Below are 19,819 nucleotides of genomic sequence, written 5' to 3'. Positions count from 1 at the left end.
AGAGCGATCTCCCGGCCCTTTTTGCGTCAGGGCCGCCTGATGCGCTCAGGTCGCATCGGCTGGAAAGTCCGCACCCAGGCTGATGTCGCGCGCTGCTTCAATCGCGGCCAGCCGTTCACGCAGCTTTGCGGTCACGGCCTCATAGCCGAATGCGCCGAGCACCAGATGGCGCGGCGGCACGTCCTGGCCGACCGCGGCGATGATCGCCTCGCCTGCCCGGCCCGGATCACCGGCCTGCGTCCCGCTGACGTCCTTCGTTCCCGCCATCCGCGCGCCCGCGGTATCGGCATAATCGGCAATCTGGCTTGGCGTCTGGCGCAGTGATCGCCCCGCCCAGTCGGTGCGGAACGGGCCCGGCTCGACACAGGTCACGCCGATGCCGAGTGGCCCGACCTCGGCGAGCAGTGCGTCGGACCAGCCCTCGACCGCGTGCTTCGATGCCGCATAATAGCCCGATCCCGGAAACCCGATGAGCCCGGCGACCGAGGTGAAGTTGACGATGTTGCCGCTGCCCTGCGCGCGCATGATCGGCAGGACCGCGCGGGTGATCGCGAATAGCCCGAACACATTGGTGTCGAACTGGGCACGGATCTCGGCCTCGTCCCCCTCTTCGGCGGTCGCCTGATAGCCATAGCCAGCATTGTTCACGAGCACGTCGATCCGGCCGAACCTCGCCTTGGCCGCCGCGACCGCAGCCTCGACCTGCGCCTGGTCGTTGACGTCGAGCGCCAGGGCGAGCGCGGTATCGTCATGCCCCTCGACCAGGTCGGCGACCCGGTCGGCGTCCCGCGCGGTGACGACGGCGCGCCACCCGCGATCCAGGACCAGCCTGGCGAGATCGCGGCCGAAGCCGGTGGAGCAACCCGTGATGAACCAGACGGGCGATGCGGGGAGAGTCATGGACGAACCTTTCCGGATACGCTGGATATGCGTTCGCAGGAGGTAACGCCGAAAGCCGGGGACGGGTCCGTTATGCGACCCGCCCCCTGCCCTGCTTACAGCCCGATGATACCGCCATCGTTCTTGGTGATGACGATCGTCGACGAACGCGGACGCGACGGGGTCGCAACCGCGCCGGCCTGGTTCGCGGGCCAGCTGCTGGTGATGTTGGTGGGACCACCATTCTCGCCGGGATGCTGGATGTTGACGAACAGCGAGCGGCCATCCGGGGTCGAATGGATGCCGGTGATCTCGCATTCTTTCGGTCCGACCAGGAAGCGCCGGAGCGTGGTGGCCGGTGCCTTGCCGATCCGCGTCGTGACCGTGTTGCTGGTCCCGCCGAGCGTGCTCGTCACCGACCGCGTACCGCCGTCACCGACACGGCCCGGAATTGCCGCGAGCAGCATGCAGTTGGTGACGTCGGTATAGGCGCCGTCATCGGTCTCGATCCACATCACCGGCGTGACGTTGCCGGTCGGATTGCTCGGCAGGCCGAACCACAGGCCATCGGGCGACGAGAAGTCGTTCGTCGCGTCGAGCCCCGACAGGTTGATGTTGGTCGCATCGAGATCGCTGCCCGCACCGAATGCGTAGATGTCCCACGTAAAGGCGGTCGCCTCCGACGTGTCGCCGGTCTCGCGCAGACGGATGACATGGCCGTTGGCGTTGCCCGTGGTCTGGCCACCGGTCGTCTTGGGATCGGTATAGGCGCGCGGATTGGACGCATCGACATTCGCCGCAGTGCGCGACGAGTTGTTGGTCAGCGTGCAGTACATCTCGCCCGTCGCCGGGTTCACCGCGGTCCATTCGGGACGATCCATCTTGGTCGCGCCCAGCACGTCGCCCGCCAGACGCGCATTGATCAGCACATCGGCCTGATCCGCAAACGGATAGGTCGTGTTGGCGCTGGTCAGCGGCCCCTGACCGAACACCAGCGGCAGCCACTGGCCCGAACCGTCGGCGTTCAGCTTGGCGACATAGAGCGTGCCCGCGTCGAGATATTTGTCGCCGATCGCGAGCCGGTTGGTCGCGGTCGCGTCTGCCGCCGACCAGGGCGTGGCGGACACGAACTTGTAGATATATTCGTTCTGCGCATCGTCGCCCATGTAGAAGGCCGGCTTGACGCCCGCGATCGTCCGGCCGATCTCGCAACCCTCATGGTTCATGCGGCCGAGCGCGGTGCGCTTGCGCGGGGTCGAGGCGGGATCGAACGGATCGATCTCGACCACCCAGCCGAACTGGAACGCCTCGTTACGGAAATCGCCGGTGGCATCGGTCGCGGCGGTCGTGGTGACGTTCCAGCGCGCATAGAGCGTGTTGGCGGAATCGGCCGGCACGACCGACGCCCAGCCGTAATTGCCGTTGAACGTGGTGGCGTTGGCGGTCTCGCGGATACCATAGCGGGCGAGCGAGACATTCTGCTTGGCGGTCGACCCGCCCCGCGCGGCGACGTCACCGAACTGGCGACGGAAATAGCCCGCCCAATTCTCCTCGTTGGTCAGATAGGTGTGCCACGGCATCGTGCCGTTCGCGCAGTTGTTGATCGTCCCGCGGCCCGCCGTGCCGTCGGTCGAATAGCGCGTCCTGAGCAGCGCATTGCCGCGGACCGGACCACTGAAGCTCATCGGCGTCAGCGGCGTGATACGGCGGTTGAGCGCCGAGGCGGGGACATAGCTCCAGGCGGTGGCCGACCGGCTGATCTCGATCACCGAGACGCCGTGGCATTCCATTTCCTTCAGCGCCTCGGACTCGGGGCGGACACCGCCCGCACCGATCGCGCCGCCGGTGCTGGTCGCGCCGTTGGGGTGCAGATAGGCCTGAGTGATATTCTCGTGGTTGAGCACGAGCAGGCCGCGCGTGTTGCCGTTGGCGTCTGGGGTGCTGCCGGTCGCGGCCAGCCCGAAATAGCTCATGCCGTCATGATGGTCGCCCGCACGGCGTGCGAAGTTCGTGTCGCTGCCGTCATTGGCATAGGCGCCGACGCCGCTCGCGATCGGATCGCCCAGGCGATAGAGCACGGTGACGCTGTAGCCGGCCGGTACCGCGACGACATCGGCAAGGCTCTTGGGGACCGCGGTGAAGTCGAGCCGCGCCGGGCTGACCGTGACGCTGGTCGAGGTCTCGCTGCGGATGCCGTCGGTGCTGGTGCCGGTGAAGGTGAAGGTGAGCGTGGTGTCGGCAGCGACGCTGGGCGCGGTGAAGGTCGCGGTCGCGGTGTTCGCGTTGGCGAGCGTCACGGCCGGGCCGCCGGTCTGGGCCCAGGCGACGCCCGTCGCGCTGCCCGACGCTACCGTGCCCGTCAGCGTGACCGTCTTGCCTGCCGAGGTCGCACCCGATGCACCGGCCTGCACCGTGACCGCACGCCGCGGGTCATCCTCGTCGCACCCTGCGAGCAGCATGCCGCCGAACACCGCGGCGGTCGCGGCGGACAGGCCGCCCATCAGCGTCTGGCGACGCGAATAGCGCACCGCGATCAGATCGTTCAGATGCGGATTGGCGCTGGTGTTCGTATCGATATCGCCGTCGTGATAGGCCATCGTCATGTTCGTCGGATTTTTCATACGTCCCCCCGGATCGGCCGATCTGACCGCTGCGGGGAGCTTTGGCCGGGTAAAGCGGCAGTGCGGTGAAGGAACGGAGACACCTTCGCGTCAGTCGCGTGACGGTTTCGCGACACGCACCGGACCGCATCCGGGCGATTGACTTCGCGAGCGATTCGGCTATGCGGCGGCTTCGTTCGGCGGGTCCGCCTGCCGAACTCCGTCCGAGACAGTGGGTGCACCGGGTTTGCCGGCGCTTAATCTCCCACCTAGACGGGGAATGAGATTTTGCGGAGCGCTCCGGCGCCTGCCCTCTCCCATGCCCCATCGACGAGACACCCGGAAGCGCGGGCTTGTCTGCGCCTCCGGTTAGTAACCGGGTCCACCGTGCAAATGGTGAACCTGAAAACGTGGAGAATGGCATGGATCGTGATCAAAAGACCGCGGCCGTAGCCGAGCTGAACCGCACCTTCTCCGAGGTCGGCGTCGTCGTTGTGACGCGCAACCTCGGCCTGACCGTCTCACAGTCCACTGTGCTGCGGAACAAGATGCGCGACGCCGGCGCGACCTACAAGGTCTCGAAGAACAAGCTTGCCAAGATCGCAATGGACGGCACCGACTACAGCTCGCTGGGCGACATGCTCACGGGTCCGGTCGGTCTGGCCAGCTCCATCGATCCCGTCGCGGCCGCCAAGGTGGCCGTGGAATTCGCGAAGACGAACGACAAGTTCGAAATCGTGGGTGGGGCGATGGGCGCGACGACCCTCGACGTCGACGGTGTGAAGGCGCTCGCAACGCTGCCCTCGCTGGATGAACTGCGTGCCAAGATCCTCGGCCTCATCGTGGCACCTGCCACGAAGCTGGCGACGATCACGCAGGCTCCGGCAGCGCAGCTCGCGCGCGTGCTTTCCGCCTACGCGGAGAAGGAAGCCGCCTGATCTTGCAGGCTCTTTCGTTACTTTTTGAACTGATGGGGCACATGCCCCGAGATGGAGATTTATCATGGCAGACCTGAACGCGCTCGTTGAGAGCCTGAGCGAACTGACCGTTCTCGAAGCAGCTGAGCTTTCGAAGCTGCTCGAAGAGAAGTGGGGCGTTTCGGCCGCAGCAGCGGTCGCAGCACCGGCAGCTGGCGGCGGCGCAGCCGCACCGGCCGCTGAAGAGCAGACCGAATTCGACGTCATCCTGACCGGCGACGGTGGCAAGAAGATCAACGTCATCAAGGAAGTCCGCGCGATCACGTCGCTCGGCCTGACCGAAGCAAAGACGCTGGTCGAGTCGGCTCCCAAGGCCGTCAAGGAAGGCGTGTCGAAGGACGAAGCCGCCAAGATCAAGGCACAGCTCGAAGCAGCTGGCGCGACCGTCGAGGTCAAGTAAGCCGCAGCGGGAGAGACGCTTCAGCCACGCTGAGGCGCACTCCCCGCAAGGCCGGCCGGCGGTGCTTGCACCGACCGACGAAGCAGGGGCTTTCGCCTGCTGGCCGCAGCTAAAAAAAGGGCGGCCCCAGCGATGGGGTCGCCCTTTTTTTGTGCCTGATAGAAAACGACGGGGCCGGATCGATGATACCCGGCCCCTCGCCTAAGCCCGCCTAGACTTCGATCGCGGGCGCATGGGGACGCGCGGCGATCCCGTCATACATGCGCGCGGGGATATCGAGCCAGAACGGCGCAAGCTTGGCCGAATCGACCCGCTCGACACCGATCGCCCAGGCACGCGCGGTCTGACCGGCAATCGCCCCGCTGGCATAGCGGATGTTGACCGCGACGATCGGCACGAACATCGGCCGGTCGGCCGCGGTCATGCTATGGATTGCCTCGCGCGACATGGCCGAGACCGTCCGGATCGTGCGTGACTCGCCCGGAGCGAGCGTGAACGGCGCGGTCGCCGGACGCGGGACCTGACCCGCATTCACGGCCGTCAGATCGGCGTCCTGACCGGCATGCGCGCTCAGCAAGACCGCCTGGACGCGGATCGCCTCCGCGACGCCCGCGCCGACGTTCGTCACCACGAGCTCACATTCAGCCGTCGCGCTGAGCAGGTTCAGCCCAGCACGAACCGGGCGCAGCTCGACCGACAGACGCGCCCGCTCCGGCTCGCGCGCGCGCCGGTCGAGAAATTGCGGGGTTGCCGCCGTCGCGGGCTCAGGCGGGGACGGCGGTGCGATCGCCGGGGTCGGCGTCGCCACCCGCGCGGGGCTCGGCGGGACCGGCGCCGGCGTGGGTAGCGGTCTTGCCGGCGGTGCCTCGGCGTCAATCAGCGGTTCGGGCTCGTGATAGTCCAGCCGATCATGCCGTTTACGCGGCCCCCTGCGCAGCAACCACAGCGCGATGACGACGATCGGGATGACTGCCAGCCAGAGCCAGAACGGCATCGCCCTGCCCTGCTCCGGCGCGGCGATCGTGCGCTCGACGGGGGCGGAGGACGGCGCGACGACGGGGGCGACTTCGGGGCTCGCGGTGGTTGCCGAAGCGGCCGGTGCCGGTGTCGTCGGTACCGTGGTGGCGGGCGACGCGGCCGCCGGATCCGTCCGAACGTCCGCCGCGTCGCGCGGTGCGACGGACGGCACGGGCTCCGCTGCACGCCGGGACGTCGTCGCGGCGTCGACCCGCGCGGCCCTCGGCGTATCCGGGTCCGCAGTGCGTGTCGCCGGCGCGCGCGCGGGGGTGCGGCTGCGCGGCGGCGCGTCTGCGGTCGTCGGAGCCGGCAGAACCAGTCGTGGCGTATCGGGTACGGGAACCGCTGCCGTCCCAGTGTCGCGGGCCTGGAGCGGCTCGAGCCCGCGAACCGTCCCGGCAGGCGCCGGTGGGGTCGACTGCTGCGACGCGGCGTCCGACGTCTGGCCCGCCTCCTGCGCGACCACGGGCGGCGCCAGCGCCAGGCCAGCCGGCACGATCAGAAGCGCGCGGCGCCATTGTATGCTCATCGTCGAAAATTCCCTCCTGCAACGCTAGCGCGGGGAGGCCGAACGGGTCGCGGCGGCAAGTCGCCATGCGATGAGCCGCGCCGCGAGGGCGACCAGATGATCGTCCGCATCGCGAACTGCTGGCCTTCAGATCACGCGGACGTGCGCGAAGCTCCCCGCCGCCATCGGCCGGCCCCAGTAGAAGCCCTGTGCACAGCGAGCGCCCAGGTCGCGGGCGATCGCGAGATGCTCTTCAGTCTCGACCCCCTCGACGACCGTGCTCAGCCCCCGCGCGTGGCAGGACCGGACGACCTCGCGCAGTATGCCGAGTTCGTGCACGTGGCGTGCGCAATGGCCAAAAAAGTCCTTGTCGATCTTCAGCTCGGCGATCGGCAGCGTGAAGACGCGATCGAAATTCGTCGCCCCCTTGCCGAAATCGTCGAGCGAGAACACCACGCCCAGATCGCGCAACCCGTTCATGTCGCGGACCAGCCGCTGGGTATCGACCGGCCGGGCATCCTCGGTGATCTCGATGATCAGGACGCCCCGTCCCGGTCCGTTCGACGCGACACCGCGCCGGCGCAGTTCATCGCCCAGCGCCGCCTGGAACAGCGGATCGGCCAGCACCGCCTGGCTGCAGTTGATCGCGACCGGCGCGGACCGTTGCTCGACGCTCAGCGCAAGCCAGAGGTCGAGCGCGGCGGTGACCGCCTTCATCGTCGCTGCCGCCTCGATCCCCGCGTCGGTCATCGCGGCGAACAGCCATTCGGGGTTCACACCCGGGATGTTGCGCAGCCGGGCGAGCGCTTCATAGCCGGCAACCTGGTCAGTGGTCAGGTCGATCTTGGGCAGGAACTCGTAATGCAGGTTCGGCAGCAGCCGCGATCCGGCAAGCAGCGCCGCGATCATGCGCCGGTCGCCCGCGGCGTCTTCCGATCGACCCGTCCCGGTCGCGAGCGACGCGAGGATCGCGGTGAGTGCGCCGATCTTGTAGGTCCGCTCGAGCGACCCGACGAGCGGATGCTCGCCGATCATCGCCTCCCCGAGGACGGCGGACGGATATTCGCCCGGTGGCCGTAACTCGATCACCGGGCAGATCCGGCCGTCGTGCCCGATCTGATCAAGCACGGTGATCAGATCGTCGCCCCGTGATTGCGCGTCGGCAATCACGACGTCAGGCGCGAACGCCGTTCCCGCCGCAATCTCCGCCGCATGGCCGATCCAGGCGACGGAGTAGCCGCGCGACCGAAGCTCGGCATGCGCCTGGCACGATGCCGCGTCGGCGGCATGGACGAACAGCAGTCGCGGCAGAACCGCGCTCCCGTCCCCCGCCACAGGCAGACAAGCGCCCGCCACAGGCAGACGAGCGGAGGCCGGGCTTCCCACCCCCGGGCCGAAACCTGCTGCCGCACCCGTTGGGGGCGCCAGACTGGGATCGGCGCTCACGCGGACGGGTCCGACCGGGCGGCTATCGACATGGGCGTGAACTCGGCAATAGGGTGGACGCTGACGAATGACGGCTGAACGACACCGGCAAGGCCCCGCCGTGCGGCGGATTCAATCCCGGTAGCGAATTGGTATCTACTAATCCTGATCAGGACTGTCATCCCCGCGAACAGCGCCGCGTCCGCGCTAGGTCGCTCGTCGCCCAATAAGCCGTTGCGTGGCATTGTGATTTTATTACAAATATTTTTCCACGAGCCACTGCGCCGCGCTCTCCTGGCCGCAAGGGCATCCCGTCTTCGACATTTTCAGCGCGAGACCGGACCGCTTTGACAAGTGCCGGTCACCGTCCTATATGAGCCACTCACCACAGCATCCGGGAAATGACAGGCCGTCGCGCAGCATGTCGATCGTATTGGATGCCGGGGTTTCATTCGCCGAAAGCCGCCGCATGTGATTGCGCGCGGCCTTTTTGCGTTACTGCACGCCCCGTCCGGGGGTTCCCGGGCACGAAATTACGGCTGACCCGTCAGTTTATTGAGGGCAAATAACCTATGGCTTCCAAGGCGATCAACGAGGGCGCTGCCAAGCAGCGTCGCGACGGCGGCACCGCAAAGCGTCGCATCCGCAAGGTCTTCGGCAACATCCACGAAGTCGTGCAGATGCCGAACCTGATCGAGGTCCAGCGCGAGAGCTACGAGCAGTTCCTGCGCTCCGACAAGTCGATCGGCCACGTCTCGGGTCTCGAGAAGACGCTGCGCAGCGTGTTCCCGATCCAGGATTTCGCCGGCACCGCCTATCTCGATTTCGACGATTACGTCCTTGAGCCGCCGAAGTTCGACGTCGAGGAATGCCGCCAGCGCGGGATCACCTATGCCGCGCCGATGCGCGTCACGCTGCGTCTGACTGCGTTCGAGGTCGATCCCGATACCGAGGCCAAGTCGGTCATCGATATCAAGGAGCAGGACGTGTACATGGGCGACATGCCGCTCATGACCGAGAACGGCACCTTCTTCATCAACGGCACCGAGCGCGTCATCGTTAGCCAGATGCACCGTTCGCCGGGCGTGCTGTTCGATCACGATCGCGGCAAGACGCACGCGTCGGGCAAGTATCTGTTCGCTGCCCGCGTCATTCCGTATCGCGGCTCGTGGCTCGATTTCGAGTTCGACGCGAAGGACATCGTCAACGTCCGCATCGATCGCAAGCGCAAGCTGCCCGTCACGGCGCTGCTCTACGCGCTCGGCATGACGTCGGAAGAGATCCTCAACTACTTCTACAACCGCGTGACGTTCGTCCGCGGCCAGGGTGGCTGGATCGTTCCGTTCCAGGTCGAGAACTGGCGTGGCCAGAAGCCGATGTTCGACATCGTCGATGCGAAGACCGGCGAAGTCGTGTTCCCGAACGGCCAGAAGATTTCCCCACGCGCCGCGAACAAGGCGTTCAAGGACGGTCTCACCGACCTGCTGATCCCGACCGAGGAAATCTTCGGCCGCTATTCGGCATACGACCTGATCGACGAGTCGACCGGCCGCATCTACATCGAAGCCGGTGACGAAGTGACCGCCGAGAACCTCGAACTGCTCGACCAGGCAGGCATCGAGCGTCTCGACCTGCTCGACATCGATCACGTCGCAACGGGCCCGTGGATCCGCAACACGCTCAAGGTCGACAAGGCCGAAGAGCGCGAGCAGGCGCTGTCCGACATCTACCGCGTGATGCGCCCCGGCGAGCCGCCGACGCTGGAGACGGCCGAGGCGCTGTTCTCGGGTCTGTTCTTCGATCCGGATCGCTACGACCTGTCGGCCGTGGGCCGCGTGAAGCTGAACATGCGTCTCGACCTCGACGTCGAGGACACCGTCACGACGCTGCGCACCGAGGACATTCTCGAGGTCATCAAGACGCTCGTGAACCTCAAGGACGGCAAGGGCGAGATCGACGATATCGACAACCTCGGTAACCGTCGTGTCCGTTCGGTCGGCGAGCTGCTCGAGAACCAGTACCGCGTCGGCCTGCTCCGCATGGAGCGCGCCGTGAAGGAGCGCATGTCGTCGGTCGACGTCTCGACCGTCATGCCGAACGACCTGATCAACGCGAAGCCTGCGGTTGCCGCGGTCCGCGAATTCTTCGGCTCGTCGCAGCTGTCGCAGTTCATGGATCAGACCAACCCGCTGTCGGAAGTCACCCACAAGCGTCGCGTGTCGGCACTTGGACCAGGTGGTCTGACGCGTGAGCGCGCCGGCTTCGAAGTCCGCGACGTTCATCCGACGCATTACGGCCGCATCTGCCCGATTGAGACGCCGGAAGGCCCGAACATCGGTCTGATCAACAGCCTCGCGTCGTTCAGCCGCGTCAACAAGTACGGCTTCATCGAGACGCCGTACCGCAAGGTCGTCGACCACAAGGTGACCGACGACGTCGTGTACCTGTCGGCAATGGAAGAGGCCAAGCACACGATCGCGCAGGCCAACGCCGATCTGACCGGTGACGGCGGCTTCACCGAGGAACTTGTCTCGTCGCGTCAGGCGGGCGAATTCCTGATGGCGCTGCCCGACAACATCACGCTGATGGACGTCAGCCCCAAGCAGCTCGTCTCGGTCGCCGCATCGCTCATTCCGTTCCTGGAAAACGATGACGCCAACCGCGCATTGATGGGCTCGAACATGCAGCGTCAGGCCGTGCCGCTCGTCCAGGCCGAGGCGCCGTTCGTCGGCACCGGCATGGAAGAGACGGTCGCGCGTGACTCTGGCGCCGCGATCTCGGCCAAGCGTGCGGGCATCGTCGACCAGGTCGACGCGGCCCGTATCGTGATCCGTGCAACGGGCGAGATCGATGCCGGCAAGTCGGGCGTCGACATCTACACGCTGATGAAGTTCCAGCGCTCGAACCAGTCGACCTGCATCAACCAGCGTCCGCTGGTGAAGGTGGGCGATGTGGTCCGTGCCGGCGACGTGCTTGCCGACGGCCCGTCGACCGAGTTCGGCGAGCTGGCGCTGGGTCGCAACAGCCTCGTCGCGTTCATGCCGTGGAACGGCTACAACTACGAGGATTCGATCCTGATCTCCGAGCGGATCGTGAAGGACGACGTGTTCACGTCGATCCATATCGACGAGTTCGAGGTGATGGCCCGCGACACGAAGCTCGGGCCTGAGGACATCACGCGTGACATCCCGAACGTCGGCGAGGAAGCGCTTCGCAACCTCGACGAAGCGGGCATCGTCTACATCGGTGCAGAGGTCGAGCCAGGCGACATTCTCGCGGGCAAGATCACGCCGAAGGGTGAATCTCCGATGACGCCGGAGGAGAAGCTTCTCCGCGCGATCTTCGGCGAGAAGGCCAGCGACGTGCGCGACACCTCGCTTCGCCTGCCGCCGGGCGTGTCGGGTACGGTCGTCGACGTTCGCGTCTTCAACCGTCACGGCATCGACAAGGACGAGCGCGCGATGGCGATCGAGCGCGAGGAGATCGAGCGCTTGAAGAAGGATTCGGACGACGAGCGTTCGATCCTGAACCGTGCGACCTGGTCGCGTCTTCGCGAGATGCTGCTCGACCAGACGGCCACTTCGGCGCCCAAGGGCGTCAAGAAGGGCGTCGTGATCGACATGGATCTGCTCGACAGCGTCGACCGCCACGAGTGGTGGAAGTTCGCGGTCGCCGACGACAAGATCCAGAGCGATCTGGAAGCGGTCAAGATCCAGTATGACGATGCCGCCAAGCTGATCACGGACAAGTTCCACGATCGTCGCGAGAAGCTGGAGCGTGGTGACGAGCTGTCGCCGGGCGTGCTGAAGATGGTAAAGGTGTTCGTCGCGGTGAAGCGCAAGCTGCAGCCGGGCGACAAGATGGCCGGCCGTCACGGGAACAAGGGCGTCATCAGCCGCATTCTGCCGGCGGAGGACATGCCGTTCCTCGCCGACGGGACTCCGGTCGATATCGTGCTCAACCCGCTGGGCGTGCCGTCGCGCATGAACGTCGGGCAGATCTTCGAGACGCATCTGGGCTGGGCCGCACGCGGTCTGGGTCAGCAGATCACCCACGCGCTCGAAACCTGGCGCGAGGAGAATCCGGAGGCCAAGGCCGGTGCGATGCCGGAGGCGGTCCGCGATCGTCTCAAGACGGTCTATGGCGAGCAGTATCACGAAGAGATCGACGCCCGTTCGGGTGACGAGATCATCGAGCTGGCCAAGAACCTGAAGGGCGGCGTGCCGATGGCGACGCCGGTGTTCGATGGTGCACGCGAGGCGGACGTGTCGGCGATGCTGGAACTGGCGGGTCTCGACCCGTCGGGCCAGTCGGACCTGTTCGACGGACGTACCGGCGACAAGTTCGATCGCAAGGTGACGGTTGGGTACATTTACATGCTCAAGCTCCACCATCTGGTCGACGACAAGATCCACGCACGGTCGATCGGGCCGTACTCGCTCGTCACGCAGCAGCCGCTGGGTGGTAAGGCGCAGTTCGGTGGTCAGCGCTTCGGCGAGATGGAGGTCTGGGCACTCCAGGCCTACGGGGCGGCGTACACCTTGCAGGAAATGCTCACGGTGAAGTCGGACGACGTGGTCGGCCGCACCAAGGTCTACGAGGCGATCGTCAAGGGTGACGACACATTCGAGGCGGGCATTCCGGAGAGCTTCAACGTGCTCGTCAAGGAAATGCGCTCGCTGGGCCTGAATGTGGACCTGAAGCAGTCGGAGCCCGGCTTCGACAGCGACGGCATCCAGATCGCGGCGGAGTAACTCCTGTGCCCTCCCCTCCCGCTCGTGGGAGGGGACCGAGGGGTGGGCTCCCGGCCGGCAGCGAAACGCGATGCCGATGCCGGGCGCCCACCCCCTCCCAGCCTGAAGAGGCTGGGCCCCTCCCCCTCCCGCAAGCGGTAGGGGGGAAGATTTTTCCTAAGGACAGCTCATGAACGAGATGACCCCCTTCGCCAATCCGGTCGCCAAGGCCGAGACGTTCGACCAGATCCAGATCGGCATCGCATCGCCGGACAAGATCCGCAGCTGGTCGTTCGGCGAGATCAAGAAGCCCGAGACCATCAACTATCGCACGTTCAAGCCCGAGCGTGACGGCCTGTTCTGCGCGCGCATCTTCGGTCCGATCAAGGATTACGAGTGCCTGTGCGGCAAGTACAAGCGCATGAAGTACAAGGGCATCGTCTGCGAGAAGTGCGGCGTCGAGGTTACCGTCTCAAAGGTCCGCCGCGAGCGGATGGGCCATATCGAGCTCGCCGCCCCGGTCGCGCACATCTGGTTCCTGAAGTCGCTGCCGTCGCGCATCGGCCTGCTGCTCGACATGCAGCTCAAGCAGCTCGAGCGCGTGCTGTACTTCGAGGCGTACATCGTCATCGAGCCGGGCCTGACCCCGCTCGAGAAGTATCAGCTGATGACCGAGGACGAGCTCCTCGACGCGCAGGACCAGTATGGCGAGGACGCGTTCTCGGCCGGCATCGGTGCCGAGGCGGTCCGCATCATGCTGGAGTCGCTCGATCTCGAAGGTGAGCGTACCACGCTGCTCGAAGAGCTCGCGGTCACCAAGTCCGAGCTGAAGCCCAAGAAGATCATCAAGCGCCTGAAGGTCGTCGAGAGCTTCATCGATTCGGGCAACCGCCCCGAATGGATGATCCTCGAGGTCGTGCCGGTCATCCCGCCCGAGCTGCGCCCGCTGGTGCCGCTGGACGGTGGTCGTTTCGCGACGTCGGATCTGAACGATCTGTATCGCCGCGTGATCAACCGCAACAACCGCCTGAAGCGCCTGATGGAGCTTCGCGCGCCGGACATCATCGTCCGCAACGAGAAGCGCATGCTGCAGGAGGCCGTCGACGCATTGTTCGACAACGGCCGCCGCGGTCGCACGATCACGGGCGCCAACAAGCGTCCGCTCAAGTCGCTGTCCGACATGCTCAAGGGCAAGCAGGGCCGCTTCCGCCAGAATCTTCTCGGCAAGCGCGTCGATTACTCGGGTCGTTCGGTCATCGTGACCGGGCCTGAGCTCAAGCTGCACCAGTGCGGCCTGCCGAAGAAGATGGCGCTCGAGCTGTTCAAGCCGTTCATCTACGCGCGTCTCGATGCGAAGGGTCTGTCGATGACCCTGAAGCAGGCGAAGAAGTGGGTCGAGAAGGAGCGCAAGGAGGTCTGGGACATCCTGGACGAGGTGATCCGCGAGCATCCGGTCATGCTGAACCGTGCGCCCACGCTTCACCGTCTGGGCATCCAGGCGTTCGAGCCAGTGCTGATCGAGGGCAAGGCGATCCAGCTTCACCCGCTGGTCTGCTCCGCGTTCAACGCCGATTTCGACGGCGATCAGATGGCCGTCCACGTCCCGCTGTCGCTCGAAGCGCAGCTCGAAGCGCGCGTCCTGATGATGTCGACGAACAACATCCTGTCGCCCGCCAACGGCAAGCCGATCATCGTGCCGTCGCAGGACATGGTGCTGGGTCTCTATTATCTGTCGATGATGAAGGAGAACGAGCCGGGCCAGGGCATGCTGCTCGGCGACATGGCCGAAGTGCATCAGGCACTGAACGCCCAGGCCGTGACGCTGCACAGCAAGATCATCAGCCGCGTTCCGCAGACCGATGAGAACGGCAAGCAGTATCTCAAGCGCTACGAGACGACGCCGGGCCGCATGCTGCTCGGCGAGTGCCTGCCGCACAGCCACAAGGTGCCGTTCGACACCGTCAACCGCCTGCTCACTAAGAAGGACGTGGGCGACGTGATCGACGAGGTCTATCGTCACACCGGCCAGAAGGAGACCGTGCTGTTCGCCGATGCGATCATGACGCTCGGCTTCCGTCACGCCTTCCGCGCCGGCATCTCGTTCGGCAAGGACGACATGATCATTCCGGACGCCAAGGTCGGTCTGGTCGACGATACCAAGGCACTCGTGAAAGACTTCGAGCAGCAGTATCAGGACGGTCTGATCACGCAGCAGGAGAAGTACAACAAGGTGATCGACGCCTGGAGCCGTTGCGGTGACCAGGTCGCGAACGCCATGATGGACGAGATCCGTGCGGTGAAGGTCGATACGGAGACCGGCCGTGAAAAGCCGATCAACTCGATCTACATGATGGCCCATTCGGGTGCTCGTGGTTCGCAGGCGCAGATCAAGCAGCTTGCCGGTATGCGTGGCCTGATGGCCAAGCCGTCGGGCGAGATCATCGAGACGCCGATCATCTCGAACTTCAAGGAAGGCCTGACCGTCCTTGAGTACTTCAACTCGACCCACGGCGCTCGTAAGGGCCTCGCGGATACGGCGTTGAAGACGGCGAACTCGGGGTACCTCACGCGTCGTCTGGTCGACGTGTCGCAGGATTGCGTCATCATCGAACCCGATTGCGGCACGACGCGCGCACTCGAGATGAAGGCGATCCTTCAGGGTGGTTCGACGATCGCAAGCCTCGGCGAGCGCATCCTCGGTCGTACGACCGCGGAGGACATCACTGATCCGAAGACCGGCAAGGTCATCATCCCGTCGGGAACGCTGCTCGACGAGCCGATGATCACGACGATCGAGGGCCTCGGCACGCAGTCGTGCAAGATCCGCAGCCCGCTGGTCTGCGAATCCAAGATCGGCGTCTGCGGCAAGTGCTACGGGCGCGATCTCGCCCGCGGTACGCCGGTGAACATCGGTGAAGCTGTCGGCGTCATCGCCGCGCAGTCGATCGGTGAGCCGGGCACGCAGCTGACCATGCGTACGTTCCACATCGGTGGTGCAGCGCAGCTCAACGAAACGTCGAACCTCGAGGCGCATGCCGACGGTACGGTGCAGTTCCGCGATCTGCGTATCATCGTCGACCAGCGTGGCCGTCGTGTGGTGCTCAGCCGCTCGGGTGAAATCGCGATCGTCGACATGGACGGCCGCGAGCTCTCGGTCGATCGTATCCCGTACGGCGCATATGTGCTGTTCGACGATGGCCACATCGTGTCGCGCGGCGACCGGATGGCCGAGTGGGATCCGTTCACCATGCCGGTGATCACGGAGAACCCGGGCACGATCAAGTATGTCGACCTGATCGAGGGCAAGACGCTCACCGAGCAGACCGACGAAGCCACGGGCATCGCCCAGCGCGTCGTGATCGAATATCGTGCGGCGACCAAGTCGAAGGAGGATCTGCGTCCGCGCATGACCCTGCTCGACGAGACGTCGGGCGAGACCGGCCGCTACATGCTGGCGATCGGTGCGACCTTGTCGGTCGAGGATGGTGCACAGGTGTTCGGCGGCGACGTCGTGGCCCGCGTCAGCCGCGAGAGCGCCAAGACGCGCGACATCACCGGTGGTCTGCCGCGCGTTGCCGAGCTGTTCGAGGCGCGTATCCCAAAGGACTCGGCGATCATCGCCAAGATCTCGGGCCGCGTCGTGTTCGGCAAGGATTACAAGGCGAAGCGCAAGATCGGCATCCAGCCCGAGGATGGCGGCGACGTCGTCGAGTATCTGGTGCCGAAGTCGAAGGTCATCGACGTGCAGGAAGGCGATTACGTCAAGCGCGGCGACAACCTGATCGGCGGCTCGCCCGATCCGCACGACATCCTCGAGACGATGGGTATCGAGCCCCTCGCCGAGTATCTCGTGTCGGAAATCCAGGAGGTCTATCGACTCCAGGGCGTGAAGATCAACGACAAGCACATCGAGACGATCGTTCGTCAGATGCTGCAGAAGGTCGAGATCACCGACGGCGGCGACACCACGCTGCTGAAGGGCGAGCAGGTCGATCGCGAGGAAATGGACGCGACCAACGAGAAGCTCGACAAGAAGCAGACCCGTGCACAGGGCAAGCCCATCCTGCTCGGTATCACCAAGGCGTCGCTGCAGACCCGCAGCTTCATCTCGGCGGCATCGTTCCAGGAGACCACCCGCGTTCTCACCGAGGCCGCGGTCCAGGGTAAGCAGGACATGCTGATGGGTCTGAAGGAGAACGTGATCGTCGGCCGGCTCATCCCGGCAGGCACCGGCGCAGGCCTCAACCGCCTGCGGGTCGTGGCGAACAGCCGCGATGCCTCGATGCGCGTCGCCCAGCGCAAGATGGCCGAAGCCTCGATCATCGCGCCGAAGTCGGCGAAGGAAGAGCATGACGCCGAACTCGCCCGCTCGCCGCGCGATTCCGGCGGCACGGGGGACGACGCGCTTGGCGAAGTCGTGACCTCGGGCACCGGCACCGATGCGGATGCCGGCGAGTATCTGAACAAGCCCGAGTAATCGGGCGCATCAGACGCCAATAAAAAGGCCGCCGTCCGGATATCCGGGCGGCGGCCTTTGTCGTTTCAGGCGAATGGCGGGGCGGACCGGTCGAAGCGCGCCCCGTCACGGCTTCAGCCGGCGCTTTCGCCCATCGTGCGCGGGATAGTCCGGAGCTGCTGGCCGGTGACGCGCAGTTCGTTGAACGCGGGCGGACTGCCGCGCGTCCGCTTGGACAGGGTGCCGGCACCGATCATGCGGATTTCCCGGCCGCTGCGTTCGACGGGAATGTCGAAGGGATCGTGGACATGACCTGACAGCACGGCATGCGCTCCCGCATCGGCCAGTGCGGTCAATGCGCTGTCGCCATGGCGGGTCTTTGCTGTCCCGGTCGTGCCGCCTTCGATCAGCGGATGGTGCGCCGCGACGAAGACCAGGTGATCCTTCGGCACATCCTCGATCATCGCCAGCGCGCGCGACAGCGACCCCGGGCTGACACGCCCCTTCGACCAGTTCCAGCGCCACTGCGCGCGTGCCGTCGTCTTGAGCGGGACGATCGTGATCCCGGGCAGTTCCAGGGGCTTCTCGATCATCGATTCGACCGCAGCGTAACGCTGATAGGGCGAGAAGAACCGGCGGAACGGGTCCCAGTAATAGGGGATGTCGTGATTGCCGACCTCGAGCGTGACGGGCACGCCAAGGCTGCGCAACCAGTCGCCGCCACGCTGGAACTCCTCCTTCGTGGCGCGCATCGTCAGATCGCCGGTCATGATCACCGCGTCGGGCCGCTCCGCCTCGACACAGGCGGAGAACCAGGCGAGCGCTGCCGGATCCTCCGCCCCGAAATGAACGTCGCTGACGTGAAACAGCGTGTGCGAGCGTCCTGAAACATCTGCCATGTCAGGCAAGTTCGGCCAGCGTCTTGGGCTGGTGCATCGGACACCCGTTGAACGTCCCGCGGAATCCCGCCGAGAGCTCATAGGTCTCCTTGCGGACGCGATTGACGCCGCCCAGCGGCTGATGGTCGACCACCCCGTGCCAAACGCTGTAGGACAGTGCATCGTCGGTATGATCGGTGACGCCATGTTCCCAGGAGATTTGCGGCGCCACCTCGAGCGTGGCGACCGTGACGAACGGGCTCACCTGCTGATCCCATTCGACCGTCGCGTCCTCGATCGGCATCGCGTCGAGGTCGGTGTTCAACTGGACGCGCAGTTCCCAGACACCGCCATGCTCGATCAGCTCCTCGCGCACGACTTCCCGCAACGCATCGGGGCGCGCGGTGATGTCGACCGTATCGCCGGTCAGTCGCGTCAGCGCGGGCGAGACCGGGAACAGCGCGACCTTGGCGATATAATTGCCGTAGCGCAGCGGCGTCTGCGAGAAATAGGTTTCCCCAAGCGGGTGGACGGGTTTTGCGCCGCCGAGCGTCTTGAGCTTCGCGGACTCCGCCCCGACCGCCTCCAGTGCGGATTCGACGACGCGGAAGGTCGCCGACATCGCCTTCTTCACACCGTCGAAACGGTCGGTCGTCTTGGCGAGCAGCTTGAGGTTCTTCGAGAAGGCCTTGGGATCGGGTGCCGCGAAAACGGGCGCGTTGACCATGATGAAGTCCTGCGTCGTCTCGCCTTCCGAACCCGGCAGGCGATCGCCTTGGACGTCCAAGATCTTCAGCGCGACGCCCCGCGGCAGGCTGACGCTGTCATCCAGAATGTCGCCCGCGTTCGTCGAGATGCGCAGCACCGCTTCATGACGCCCCGGCTGCGCGAAAATGCCCTGCGCGAGCGTTTCGGGCAGGCCGTCGGCGATCGTGAGTGTGCCGCGCGCGATGCCATGCGCCTTGGCATGAACCGCGCGCACGGCATGCGCATAGTCCTGCGACGTGGTCTCGAGGATCTCGCGAAAGCTGTCCTTGAGCGACGCCAGCGTCTCGGCCTCGTCGTCGGCGATGGTTTCGACCGAGGGGGCGAATCGTACGGGCTGGGTGGACATGCGGATCTCCTGTCGTTTCCGATCCAAACCCGCCGAACTCCGCGACGTTCCCGCTGCACGGGCGATCGGTACGATCCCGCACGCTGTTGCAAAGCACCGCGCCCCGGTCCACGCGGTCGGCGCCCATCGAAGGAGAAACCGATGCAGATTCCCGTCGTCACCGCCCCCACGATCGCGATCGTCGGATCCTCGGCGCGGTTTCCGGTCCGCAGGATCTTCTGCGTCGGGCAGAATTACGCCGACCACGCGCGCGAAATGGGGTCGGATCCCGATCGGCAGCAGCCCTTTTTCTTCTCCAAGCCAGCCGATGCCGTCGTGCCCGGAGGCGGCACCCTGCCCTATCCGAGCATGACGCAGGATCTGCATCACGAGGTCGAACTGGTCGTCGCGCTGGGCGCGGGCGGGCGGGACATCGATGCGACGGAGGCGACGGCGAAGATCTTCGGTCATGCGGTCGGTATCGACCTGACGCGGCGCGACCTGCAGGCGGCGGCCAAGGCGGCCGGGCGGCCATGGGACATGGCCAAGGGGTTCGACCGGTCCGCCCCGATCGCCGCGCTCACGCCCGGCGCGCCGCCCGCAACGGGTGCGATCGGGCTGACGATCGACGGCGAACCGCGCCAGTCGGGCGACCTGTCAATGATGATCTGGTCGGTTGCCGAAGTGGTCGCCGCGCTGTCGCGTCAGGTCGAGCTCGCCCCCGGCGATCTGATCTTCACCGGCACCCCCGCGGGCGTCGGGCCGATCCTGCCCGGGGCACAGGTCCGCGCGACGATCACCGATCTCGAGCCGCTCGAGATCCTGTTCGACGCCTGACCGACCCCTGATCGAC

The 19,819-nt window shown here is 65.6% G+C and carries 11 protein-coding genes; 5 read left to right on the top strand and 6 right to left on the bottom strand.

Annotated features, from left to right (window positions below):
* Positions 1–45: 45 nt before the first annotated feature.
* Positions 46–900: an oxidoreductase gene (locus NEF64_RS05915; RefSeq protein ID WP_056406167.1), complete on the bottom strand. Its 855-nt coding sequence runs from the start codon at positions 898–900 to the stop codon at positions 46–48.
* A gap of 95 nt (positions 901–995) precedes the next feature.
* Positions 996–3,500: a PhoX family protein gene (locus NEF64_RS05910; RefSeq protein ID WP_252574705.1), complete on the bottom strand. Its 2,505-nt coding sequence runs from the start codon at positions 3,498–3,500 to the stop codon at positions 996–998.
* Between the two features lie 401 nt (positions 3,501–3,901).
* Here NEF64_RS05910 and rplJ point away from each other — a divergent pair, with 401 nt between their 5' ends.
* Both rplJ and rplL read left to right on the top strand, forming a co-directional pair.
* Positions 3,902–4,417 (top strand): 50S ribosomal protein L10, encoded by a 516-nt coding sequence (gene rplJ / locus NEF64_RS05905; RefSeq protein ID WP_252574703.1) that lies wholly within the window; start codon positions 3,902–3,904, stop codon positions 4,415–4,417.
* Between the two features lie 64 nt (positions 4,418–4,481).
* The gene (gene rplL, locus NEF64_RS05900) at positions 4,482–4,856 is read left to right on the top strand and encodes a 50S ribosomal protein L7/L12 (RefSeq protein WP_031392842.1); all 375 of its coding nucleotides are present in this window, start codon (positions 4,482–4,484) and stop codon (positions 4,854–4,856) included.
* Between the two features lie 211 nt (positions 4,857–5,067).
* Here the strand turns inward: rplL and NEF64_RS05895 are convergent, their stop codons facing one another.
* Both NEF64_RS05895 and NEF64_RS05890 read right to left on the bottom strand, forming a co-directional pair.
* Entirely contained in the window at positions 5,068–6,402 is a 1,335-nt protein-coding gene (locus tag NEF64_RS05895; RefSeq protein WP_056406165.1) for a hypothetical protein, read from the bottom strand.
* A 126-nt stretch (positions 6,403–6,528) separates the two neighbouring features.
* Entirely contained in the window at positions 6,529–7,716 is a 1,188-nt protein-coding gene (locus tag NEF64_RS05890) for an EAL domain-containing protein (protein ID WP_056406164.1), read from the bottom strand.
* 662 nt (positions 7,717–8,378) lie between these two features.
* Here NEF64_RS05890 and rpoB point away from each other — a divergent pair.
* Positions 8,379–12,560, top strand: a complete 4,182-nt coding sequence (gene rpoB / locus NEF64_RS05885; protein ID WP_031393738.1) for a DNA-directed RNA polymerase subunit beta — start codon at positions 8,379–8,381, stop codon at positions 12,558–12,560.
* Positions 12,561–12,729: 169 nt separating this feature from the next.
* Positions 12,730–17,016 (top strand): DNA-directed RNA polymerase subunit beta', encoded by a 4,287-nt coding sequence (gene rpoC, locus NEF64_RS05880; RefSeq protein WP_031393739.1) that lies wholly within the window; start codon positions 12,730–12,732, stop codon positions 17,014–17,016.
* 113 nt (positions 17,017–17,129) lie between these two features.
* Here rpoC and NEF64_RS05875 read toward each other — a convergent pair whose 3' ends face one another.
* Positions 17,130–17,894 (bottom strand): metallophosphoesterase family protein, encoded by a 765-nt coding sequence (locus tag NEF64_RS05875; protein ID WP_031393740.1) that lies wholly within the window; start codon positions 17,892–17,894, stop codon positions 17,130–17,132.
* Between the two features lies 1 nt (position 17,895).
* The gene (locus NEF64_RS05870; RefSeq protein ID WP_056406162.1) at positions 17,896–18,987 is read right to left on the bottom strand and encodes a catalase family protein; all 1,092 of its coding nucleotides are present in this window, start codon (positions 18,985–18,987) and stop codon (positions 17,896–17,898) included.
* Between the two features lie 141 nt (positions 18,988–19,128).
* Here NEF64_RS05870 and NEF64_RS05865 point away from each other — a divergent pair, with 141 nt between their 5' ends.
* On the top strand, positions 19,129–19,803 hold the full coding sequence (locus NEF64_RS05865) for a fumarylacetoacetate hydrolase family protein (protein ID WP_031393742.1): 675 nt from the start codon (positions 19,129–19,131) through the stop codon (positions 19,801–19,803).
* The last annotated feature ends 16 nt before the right edge of the window (positions 19,804–19,819 follow it).

Origin of the sequence: Sphingomonas aerolata (assembly GCF_023935825.1) — a bacterium.
GTDB lineage: Bacteria > Pseudomonadota > Alphaproteobacteria > Sphingomonadales > Sphingomonadaceae > Sphingomonas > Sphingomonas aerolata.
This window is presented reverse-complemented; position numbering and strand designations above follow the sequence as displayed.